Genomic DNA, 9469 nt, shown 5'->3' with positions numbered 1-9469 from the left:
AACCAGTACTAATTACCCGTGAGGCTTAACCATACAACGCCAAAGTGGTTTTACGCGCTAGAAGTTAGTGTTACTAAAGTAGCGTTTTACAAGTTATCAGATTTTTTCCGAATTTTATGTTGATTGGTTCACAGATGGTGAACGGATTAACAAACCAGCTTTGCTTGGTGATAATAGCGTTTTGGACCCACCTGACCCCATGCCGAACTCAGAAGTGAAACGAAACAGCGTCGATGATAGTGTGGCAGCTGCCATGTGAAAGTAGAACATCGCCAGGCTCCTAATAAGAGAAACCCCGATACGAAAGTGTCGGGGTTTTTTGTTATGTGTGTTTTGTTGGTTGGATAAGCGTAGCGCCATCCGACGTTTAAGATAGTCCCTCAGCGTCCTATAAAATGGCTCATTTCACCTTGCGCAAAAGGAATGTAAGCACTGCGTGCTTTGTCATTAAACTTTTGCACCTAATTCACCTTGCGCAAAGGAAACGCACTCACTTCGTTCGCTGTCGTTAACCCTTTGCACCCCAGCTTGCGCAAAAGGAAACGTCCTCACTTCGTTCGCTGTCGTTAACCCTTTGCACCCAGCGTTCACGTCACAAGCCCCTGTATCCTATCATTACGCCTTAATCTAATCTTTTAAAACTGTACGCAATCTGGTTTTTACGCAGTTGGTGATGTAATCGTTATAATAGTTTTGATCTTGCCACAGTTGCTCGACTCCATTATTAAATACTGAGACCAGAAAATGATGATGCTTGTTTATCAGTAAATATCCTTGTTTGATAAATGCGGGTTTTTCTTGGTAGGTGATCTGCTGTTGCTGTGCCTCTGTGAGGGATTGTGCGTAGGAAGCTTTAGTTTGCTCCGTAAGGATTGCAATATCGGCTCGACCTCGCAATAGATAGGACAAATTCTTAGTCGTATAGGTGGCGTTCACAATACTAATCTCGTAATCCTTAACAGCCTGTAACAACTCCTCAGGATACGTGAGCCCCTGATTTAAAATTAGTCTGTGTGGAGCTAAATCTTTATAGCTTTGATAGACAAAATTGAGCGTTTTTAAATGATAGAACCGGCTTATCTCTTCTGTGATAGGGGGAGTTGTATAGATATAGTCTTGCGCTCTCTTTTCGCTAAAGTACCAATATGCGCTGCCCGCAAACTCCTTCTTCATTCCTTCTTGGTATGCCCTTTCCCATGGCATAAAAACAAATCGAACTTTAAAGTCAGAAAGCGCAAAAGCATCGCGGATTAATTTTGCAACGCAACCTTGGTCCCGACGTGATTGATCCATATAAGGCGGCCACTGACCTGTGCTAATATGAAGCGTCTTTGATAAACTTTGTGCTGTGCAAAGTGGTGCACTGAGCGTAAAACATAAACACGCAAGTAAACGAAACACAGTCGTTCTCGAAGGTAGATTTGGTACTTAAATAATAGTCACTTTCTGATTTTAAGGAAATAAGGCGGTCATTTCCTATGGAAACATTCAACAATATACTGGCACGGGCAAGCAATAGGAAGGGGAGCGAAAGCACCGTGTTGTCTTTGCTTAGTGAATCTAAAACGTCAACACAGCTTGCTATGCTCAGTGATTCCGATTGGCTTGAAGAGTTCACGCGGAAAGTGTTTCAAAGCGGTTTTTACTGGAGTGTAATCAACGCAAAATGGGATGGCTTTCGCGACGTTTTCTGGAATTTTGACGTGAATAAATTGCTGATGATGTCTCCTGAAATGCTAGAGCAAAGAGCCAATGATGAGCGCATTGTACGCAATTATAAGAAGGTAATGACGATACCAGTGAACTGTTTAATGATTCATGAAACCGCTCAGGTCCATGGTTCTTTTGCACAGTTTATCGCGAATTGGCCCGCTGATGACATTGTCGGCCTTTGGCTCTATCTAAAGAAGCATGGTGCTAGGTTGGGCGGTAATACGGGACCATTCGCTCTGAGAGCAATGGGGAAAGATACCTTTATTTTGTCGCGAGATGTTGAAGCATACCTTAGGGCTCATGAGATCATTGATGGCGGTTTGCACAGCAAAAAGTCACTGCTTGGCGCGCAGACGTTTTTCAATACGCTCGTTGAGCAAAGTGGATGGACGCTACAGTCATTAAGCCAGTTAGTCGCACTCAGTGTAGGAGATAACAACATATCAGCAGGTCAAAACGAATGAATTTTTATCAAAGGTACAGTCGCTTAGGAAATCAGTTTTGTGTTATTGATACGCCAATGATGGCACGTGCAAATCAGTCTTCTAGGCCTAAGCTATTGCTGTGGAATGATAAGCTAACAATAGAGCGAAACATTCCATTAGAGAAGTCGTCGGCACATAGCTACTTAAGCGGTCAACTTCCGTTACCTGGCGTTGATGCCGTTGCTTTGGCCTATTCAGGGCATCAGTTTGGTCACTTCAATCCTACCTTGGGGGATGGCCGTGCCCACCTGATAGGTAGCTTTGATGATGCTCAAGGCCAAGCATATGACTTGCAGATCAAGGGATCTGGTGCGACCCCTTTCTCTAGAGGTGGTGATGGACTGTGCGCTTTAGGTCCAGCAGTGAGAGAGTTTGTAATGAGTCAGGCTTTGGGCGCATTGAATGTGCCAACGACGGAGTGTCTGGCCGTGGTTACGACAGGACAGCAAGTATATCGCAACGAGTCTTTACCCGGTGCAGTTGTATGTCGAGTTGCGAGTAGTCATATCCGTGTCGGTTCGTTTCAGTATCTGGCACTACAAGAGGACTTAGTTGGACTCAAAGCGCTTATGGAATTAGCTATCAAGCGCTATTTTTCTGATATTAACGAGCAGGGGGATAAGCGCATCGTCGCTTTTCTAAGAGCTGTGTGTAAGCAGCAAGTAGCCTTGATAGTGCATTGGCTTAGAGTTGGTTTCATTCATGGTGTTATGAATACCGATAATACTTTAGTAGGTGGAGAGACGATAGATTATGGGCCATGTGCAATGCTTGAAGCGTTTGATTTTGAAACCGTCTATAGCTCCATAGATAAACACGGTCGCTATGCATTTGGACAACAACCTAATATTGCGAGTTGGAACTGTGCGCGTTTGGCCGAATCACTCATTGCTTTATTCAGTGTTGAAGAGTCAGAAGCAGTGGCAATGCTCAGTGAGGTAATCGCTCAGTTTTCGCAAGATTTTAATCTCGCATATCAGAATATGTGGGCGAAAAAGCTGGGTTTACTTGATTGGCGCGATACAGATTCAGCGCTGTTGTCTGAATTACTTACCATACTTAACAGCGAGCAGCTTGATTATACAAACACGTTTGCAGCATTGAGCAACTCGCTGTTGGAGTCGCCATATAGCTGCTTTGCCATACCCGATGTTTTACGTTCGTGGTATCAAAAGTGGCAAACTCGTATCGCTGAATATGATTCTACGAAGGTTGTTGAGCTGATGTGTTCGGTGAATCCTGCCATCATTCCGCGTAATGCATTGGTGGAGCAGGTAATTAGTGATTATTATCAGCACAATGATAGTCGTTTTCTGAAAGATTGGTTACCTCTATTACAGCAGCCCTATCGATATCAGGAATATGAACAACATTATTTGGCTGCGACAATGGATACGCATTATAAAACTTTTTGCGGTACGTAATTTAACTGGATTGAGCATGACAGAAACATTGACATGGCAAGGAATAAAGCAGCAGGTATTAGCACATAAAAAGCCACTGATTATCGCACATATAATTGCATTTTTTGCGGCTTTAGTTAGTGTTCCTATTCCCTTGATGATGCCGTTATTGGTTGACGAAGTATTATTGGAGAAGCCAGGTCCAGCAATTGATTTTCTGAACAACATACTTCCCACTGCTTGGCAAAGTAGTGCGGTATATATTGTAGTGATCTTGCTATGTGTCGTCTGTATGCGCTTAGGTGCTCTCGTATTAGGCGTAATTCAATCGCGACAATTTACCTTTATTGGTAAAGATATAAGCCTCAATATTCGTGAAAGATTATTACGCCACCTACCTCGTGTTCAACTCAAAGAGTATGAAACACAAGGCGCAGCGGCGATTAGTTCTCGCTGCATTACGGATGTAGAAACACTAGATACCTTCATCAGCCAGACTTTGTCTCGGTTTTTAATTGGCTTACTGACCATAGTGGGTACGGCTGTTGTTTTGTTGTGGATTGACCTGACTCTGGGATTGGTTATTTTGCTATTGAATCCAGCGGTGATTTATTTTTCTCGCCAATTTGGCAAGAGGGTGAAGGATCTTAAGAAAGATGAAAATGCAGCCTTTGAAGCATTTCAATCCGCTTTAGTCGAAACACTAGATGCAATATCGCAGTTAAAAGCAGTACGTAGAGAAACGGCTTACTTCGATTATGTTCGTAAAACTGCGGTCGATCTGAAACATTATGCGGTGCAGTCACAGTGGAAAACAGATGCTGTGAACCGCTTAAGCTTCACTGTATTTTTATTAGGGTTTGAAGTTTTTCGTGCAATCGCAATGATCATGGTCGTCTTTGCAGATCTTACCGTTGGACAGATCTTTGCGGTATTTGGCTATTTGTGGTTCATGATGGGCCCTGTACAAGAGCTACTTGGAATACAGTATGCCTACTATGGGGCTTCGGCAGCACTACAGAGGTTAAATCAGGTTTTTGCTTTTCAGACGGAAGCGCCAGCACCGATCAATGTGAGTAGCGTATTTAAACGGCAAAGTATTGATATTGTTTTTAAAGACGTCAGTTTTTCGTATCAACCTGAATTACCAGTACTGCAGAATGTCTCATTGCAGATCCCCGCAGGCAAAAAAGTTGCTGTTGTGGCTGTATCGGGAGGAGGTAAGTCTACACTTGTGCAATTGCTGCTTGGGCTTTATGAAAAACAATCCGGGAGTATTGAAATCGCTGGGGTTCCTGTCGAAGAGATTGGTTATCAAGCAATTAGAGAAAATATTGCGACAGTTTTACAGCAACCTATTCTATTTAATAGTAGTATTCGGGATAATTTATCACTGGGAAAGGTGCATAGTGATGAGCAACTTTGGCAGGCATTAGAAGTCGCTGAACTAGACGAAACTGTTCGGCACATTGATGAGCAGCTTGATGCACTTGTTGGCCGAAATGGTATTCGCCTGTCGGGCGGACAGAAGCAACGTTTAGCGATTGCGAGAATGGTACTAGCTGATCCGAAAGTCGTTATTCTTGATGAAGCTACTTCAGCATTGGATATTGAAACAGAAGCAAAAATTCATAAAAACTTAAAAGCTTTTTTGCAAAACAAAACGACGTTGATCATTGCCCATAGGCTCAGTGCGATCAAGCAAGCTGATTTGATATATGTACTTGATGATGGTCATATTTCTCAAGTTGGCGATCACAATAGTCTGCTTGGTCAAGCGGGGCTGTATCAAACGTTATTTGGGCATCAGCATTAGTCAATGTCAGCTTAATAAGATGTTGTTAAGTAAAAATTAATATATAGCCTAATATTATAGGGCTAAATTCATGAGCTATCTGTGCTCACTTGGTATTTAAGGACGGGACGAAATAATGAAATTTAAATCTATTAGCTTAGCGGTTGCAGCACTTCTTGCTGCGTCGGCAGCAAATGCAAATGAGCAAAAAGAGGGTGTCTACCTCGGCGTATTTGGCGATTACTATAGCTCCGATTGGCAGAACATCCGTGATGCTGCTGGGGTTGATGTTGACGATTCCACAGGATGGGGTGCTGAAATAGGTTACCGCTTCAATAACAACTGGAGTGGTCGCTTTGAGTACGCAGATATGGACTTTGATCTGTCAGGAGCGAGTACAGGGTCATTAGATGGTGACCGTTTTGGTATTGATGCGCTTTACCACTTTGACGACAGCCCTTTTTACGGCCTCATTGGTTTAAAATCAATTGACGCTTATGACAGCCTGACGTTTGCAAACGTGGGTGCTGGTTACCGCCACTACTTTAACAATAACTTCTTTGTTAATGCAGAAGCCGCTGTGTATCAAGGTTTAGATCGAGGCTATACAGATATAGGTGCTAAATTAGGTATTAACTACTTCTTTGGTTCAAGTGCTCCAGTTAAGAAAGTAGAGCCAGCGCCAGCGCCAACAGCACCACAGCCAGTTGCTGCTGACAGCGACAAAGATGGTGTTATGGATGCTGATGACCGTTGTGCTAATACGCCAATGTCAGATGCAGTAGATAGTTCTGGGTGTACTAAGTACGAAGAACGTCAAGTTTCAGTCAATCTTTTAGTACGTTTCCCACACGATGCGGCTAAGGTAAAACAGCAATACTTTGATGATATTGCAGAAGTCGCAGCGTTCTTAAAAGAACATGAATCAGCGACAGTGGTATTAGAAGGCCACGCTTCAGCCGTTGGTGATGCAAAGTATAACCAAGCGTTATCGGAAAAGCGTGCTAAAGCTGTTGAAAAGCAGTTAATTGATGATGGTATCGCCGCTGATCGTATTTCTACGATTGGTTATGGCGAAGAGCGTTTGAAAAATACTGCCAATACTAAGGAAGCTCACGCACAAAACCGTAGAGTTGAAGCGACGATCACTTCCTCTGAACGTGTAAAAGTACAGCGTCAGTAATTTAGTTTGTATTATCAAAAAGGCCCGCATCACGCGGGCTTTTTGTTCTTCTGGTTTTTGTTGGTTCGCTGTTCTATGAACCTAAGGAAAAGCGCACTCGGTAAACGCGAACAGAGCATTAGTTTGATAAAGCACATTCACTCGGGTACCAAGAGGAACTTCGTCACAGAGGTGTTCAGTAATTTCAAAGCACAATTGACGCTCATCAAAGCTTAAAAGCTTTGCAGCATCAAAGCCAAAAAATCTTTTTACACTAGGGTAAAGTGCCTTATAAATACTTTCTTTAGCAGAAAAGATAACAGTTAAGGGACATGAGATATGTTCACTAAGAGCTTTAAATGCTTCATCTTCCAGCGGGTGTAAAATTTGTGGCTTTAGTCGCTGTTCTTGGTCATTGGGCATGATCGTTTCTATGTCTATGCCGACGCCTCTCACATCGAGTGAGTCAGTGACCATTGCCATAGCAACCCCTTGAGTATGACTGATGCTACCTAGAACGCCTTCGGGCCATATTGGTGCTCGATCTTCGTTGCTGTCTATTTCAAATTCAGTGATGGCAATCTTTGCTAACGCTTGTTTGGCACATATTCGTCCTGCTAGGTATTCAACGCGGCGCTTTGGAACTGCATTTTTCAACTTTTGAGACATGGTAATGTTATGCGTAAGAAAGTCACTTTGTTGAAAATACTCAGTGCTAAATGTGCAGCAGTGATATGGGTAATCTAACTGCGGTATGAATGGGTTAGCTGTTTGATATTGCATATAAAATCTAGTTGTTCAAGCGCTCTAACCGTACTGTAACACAGCAACCGTAGAAAACTAATCTTAGATAACCGTCATTGTGTACTTTGGGTGGCAGCAAAACATCGCACTTTAGATAATATGACGTAGTTATCTTTATCAGGATAATAAAGAACACACTTGCCATCACGCAATTGCAACTCAAAACGTGTGACAACAATATTGTGCGAACCGAGGAGAGGATCGAGCGGTTGCTGAGGGGCGCGTGACTCGATCAATAAGGTACTGTTATTCATAAATACGTTGTCGGCGATTCTTGGCTCTACGCCTCCTCTTAGTTTGACTATGGCACTTTTTATGTCGGCTTTCATCTGTGCAGTGGTGTTATCTATTTTTGCTGCTTGCGGACCCATTGGTTGGCTGTGTTTACAGCCAACCAATGAGAGGCATAGTAAGGCAGAATAAATGCGTTTATTGTTCATTCTTCGTCCTCTGTATGGGAAGAATGTACATACCATCGCGCAGTGAATGTAATGGAACGTCTATGGCTGGGCCTCGCATAATATACTCAGAAGCGCGTGTCGGACGCTGTTGATTAGCAGGTGGGCATAGACCAGTTTCCATATAATTTAGCGCGGCTGCAAATAACGCCTCGTTGGCCGCGCCAAGCGAGTGTTCAAAGTCGTCTGCTACCGAACATCCTGAGACCTGGCTCGTTAACCCGAGTTCACCGTTATTTTGTGCCGCGGGAACCGGTATAAACCCATCTGTATAGTCGCCAAACCCTTTGGCATTTTCATTTTTAAACTGGATGGTATAGTACACCTCGCCACAATTGGGGGTGGGGGAGAAACCAAACGGTTTACCACAGGTTTGATCGCCAATAAGTACTACTTCAACATCAATACCTAGCAAGCTATTGATAATTAACTCACTTGCCGAGCAGGTACTAGCTGTTGTCAGTATGTACACTCGATTGAGCTCTGGACTTGGTAAAACTTCGTCAGTATATACTCGTTCGCTCCAGTCTATGGCGCGGGCAGAGAATTTTACATCGTAGTTTTCTGCACTACGCTTGTCGTTGTAAATAGTCTGACTAAATACTCGACCCGTTTCAGGGGCCGCTGCGAGCGTATTAGTGCTACCTGCTATCATGTAGCCCAATTGAGCGGCCATATTGATTAATCCACCACCGTTATAGCGAAGGTCTAATACAAGTTCATCTATGTCACTACTTGCGAACATTTGGAAGGCGTTTATCAAAGGGCGTTGACCTGCTGAGATAAACTGATTGAATTGCACATAGCCGACCTTACGGTTATTAATGCTTTGTACGTGTGCATTTTGTACAGGAGTTGTTTCTATATCTTGTGCAGTTAGAGATACTTTGTACTGCTCTGCGGTATTTGTCTGTGAATCGGTGCGAACAAACGTAAACGAGTGAGTTGTTCCGAGGTCAGGCTGTAGTCCTGCATTGATAGTGGCTATTGAGGAGGAATCTGTGGCATCAATATCGATACTATCGACTTCGATAAGCGTATCCCCACGCTGAAGTCCGGCAAGCTCTGCGGGAGAGTTATCTTGCGTGTAGGCTACGCGTATCAACCTCGGTGGAGTACGGTTAATAATCGCCCAACGAACACCATAGCCGGCTACCACGCCAGATTGAGCTTCTTTTATGTAATCTTCATAACTTTCAGAGAAGTGAAAGTCGTCTTTGGCTTTCCCTGATGGTGTACTTGCTGAAGTTTTCAGCACATCGAAATAGGCAGCAATGGAGTCAAAAGTGCTTGGGTTTGGATCGGGTAATTCGTCATACCATAAGTAAGTCTCATGGCTAAAGGAGCGGAGCCATAACTTTTCTAGCATGACGCTTCCCGCTTTGTCTGGGTATGGTTCATTGTCTTGTGGGTCGATACCGACTCTGGGGTTAGCACAGTAGTCTTTATACTGACTTGAGGCAGGAAACACACCCGCGGCCCAGTTCTCAGAAGGAAGGGATGGTTGCGGGTCCAGTGCGGGAGAGTCAGTATCACCCCCACCTCCTCCGCCACATCCAACCAAAGTAATACTCAAAAAAAGAGCGGATGCTAATTGTAAATGACTCATGCTGTATGCTTTTTATGTGTGTTGGCTAAAAATTAGCAAA

General features: G+C 43.6%; 8 protein-coding genes and 1 rRNA gene. 5 read left to right on the top strand and 4 right to left on the bottom strand.

Annotated features, from left to right (window positions below):
* Nucleotides 1-163: 163 nt before the first annotated feature.
* Nucleotides 164-278 (top strand): 5S ribosomal RNA (rrf, locus tag C2M32_RS16315).
* Nucleotides 279-627: 349 nt separating this feature from the next.
* On the opposite strand, the gene C2M32_RS16310 is transcribed toward rrf, so the two are convergent.
* Nucleotides 628-1401: a substrate-binding periplasmic protein gene (locus C2M32_RS16310; protein ID WP_234401322.1), complete on the bottom strand. Its 774-nt coding sequence runs from the start codon at nt 1399-1401 to the stop codon at nt 628-630.
* A gap of 77 nt (nt 1402-1478) precedes the next feature.
* On the opposite strand from C2M32_RS16310, the gene C2M32_RS16305 reads away from it, so the two are divergent.
* The 4 genes from C2M32_RS16305 to C2M32_RS16290 all read left to right on the top strand — a co-directional run bounded on the left by C2M32_RS16305 (nt 1479) and on the right by C2M32_RS16290 (nt 6579).
* Entirely contained in the window at nt 1479-2177 is a 699-nt protein-coding gene (locus C2M32_RS16305; RefSeq protein WP_105169389.1) for a DNA-3-methyladenine glycosylase I, read from the top strand.
* Complete coding sequence (locus tag C2M32_RS16300; RefSeq protein WP_105169388.1) at nt 2174-3622, top strand: protein adenylyltransferase SelO; 1449 nt, start codon at nt 2174-2176, stop codon at nt 3620-3622. Before C2M32_RS16305 ends, C2M32_RS16300 begins: the two co-directional genes overlap by 4 nt.
* Before the next feature lie 16 nt (nt 3623-3638).
* Nucleotides 3639-5417 (top strand): ABC transporter ATP-binding protein, encoded by a 1779-nt coding sequence (locus C2M32_RS16295; RefSeq protein WP_105169387.1) that lies wholly within the window; start codon nt 3639-3641, stop codon nt 5415-5417.
* A gap of 115 nt (nt 5418-5532) precedes the next feature.
* A complete protein-coding gene (locus tag C2M32_RS16290; protein WP_105169386.1) occupies nt 5533-6579 on the top strand; it encodes an OmpA family protein in 1047 nt (348 codons plus the stop codon).
* Between the two features lie 81 nt (nt 6580-6660).
* Here C2M32_RS16290 and C2M32_RS16285 read toward each other — a convergent pair whose 3' ends face one another.
* The 3 genes from C2M32_RS16285 to C2M32_RS16275 all read right to left on the bottom strand — a co-directional run bounded on the left by C2M32_RS16285 (nt 6661) and on the right by C2M32_RS16275 (nt 9429).
* The gene (locus C2M32_RS16285; protein WP_105169385.1) at nt 6661-7341 is read right to left on the bottom strand and encodes a 4'-phosphopantetheinyl transferase family protein; all 681 of its coding nucleotides are present in this window, start codon (nt 7339-7341) and stop codon (nt 6661-6663) included.
* Between the two features lie 74 nt (nt 7342-7415).
* Nucleotides 7416-7802, bottom strand: a complete 387-nt coding sequence (locus C2M32_RS16280) for a hypothetical protein (RefSeq protein ID WP_105169384.1) — start codon at nt 7800-7802, stop codon at nt 7416-7418.
* Nucleotides 7792-9429 (bottom strand): S41 family peptidase, encoded by a 1638-nt coding sequence (locus C2M32_RS16275; protein ID WP_105169383.1) that lies wholly within the window; start codon nt 9427-9429, stop codon nt 7792-7794. The genes C2M32_RS16280 and C2M32_RS16275 overlap by 11 nt, the downstream gene beginning before the upstream one ends.
* Nucleotides 9430-9469: the final 40 nt, after the last annotated feature.

Source organism: Pseudoalteromonas sp. T1lg23B, assembly GCF_002964665.1.
Lineage (GTDB): Bacteria > Pseudomonadota > Gammaproteobacteria > Enterobacterales > Alteromonadaceae > Pseudoalteromonas.
This window is presented reverse-complemented; position numbering and strand designations above follow the sequence as displayed.

Excerpts from the sequence above, each read along its gene's own strand:
- C2M32_RS16290 (WP_105169386.1), top strand. The coding sequence starts at position 5,533 with ATGAAATTTAAATCTATTAGCTTAGCGGTTGCAGCACTTCTTGCTGCG.
- C2M32_RS16275 (WP_105169383.1), bottom strand. The coding sequence starts at position 9,429 with ATGAGTCATTTACAATTAGCATCCGCTCTTTTTTTGAGTATTACTTTG.
- C2M32_RS16305 (WP_105169389.1), top strand. The coding sequence starts at position 1,479 with ATGGAAACATTCAACAATATACTGGCACGGGCAAGCAATAGGAAGGGG.
- C2M32_RS16280 (WP_105169384.1), bottom strand. The coding sequence starts at position 7,802 with ATGAACAATAAACGCATTTATTCTGCCTTACTATGCCTCTCATTGGTT.
- C2M32_RS16300 (WP_105169388.1), top strand. The coding sequence starts at position 2,174 with ATGAATTTTTATCAAAGGTACAGTCGCTTAGGAAATCAGTTTTGTGTT.
- C2M32_RS16285 (WP_105169385.1), bottom strand. The coding sequence starts at position 7,341 with ATGCAATATCAAACAGCTAACCCATTCATACCGCAGTTAGATTACCCA.
- C2M32_RS16295 (WP_105169387.1), top strand. The coding sequence starts at position 3,639 with ATGACAGAAACATTGACATGGCAAGGAATAAAGCAGCAGGTATTAGCA.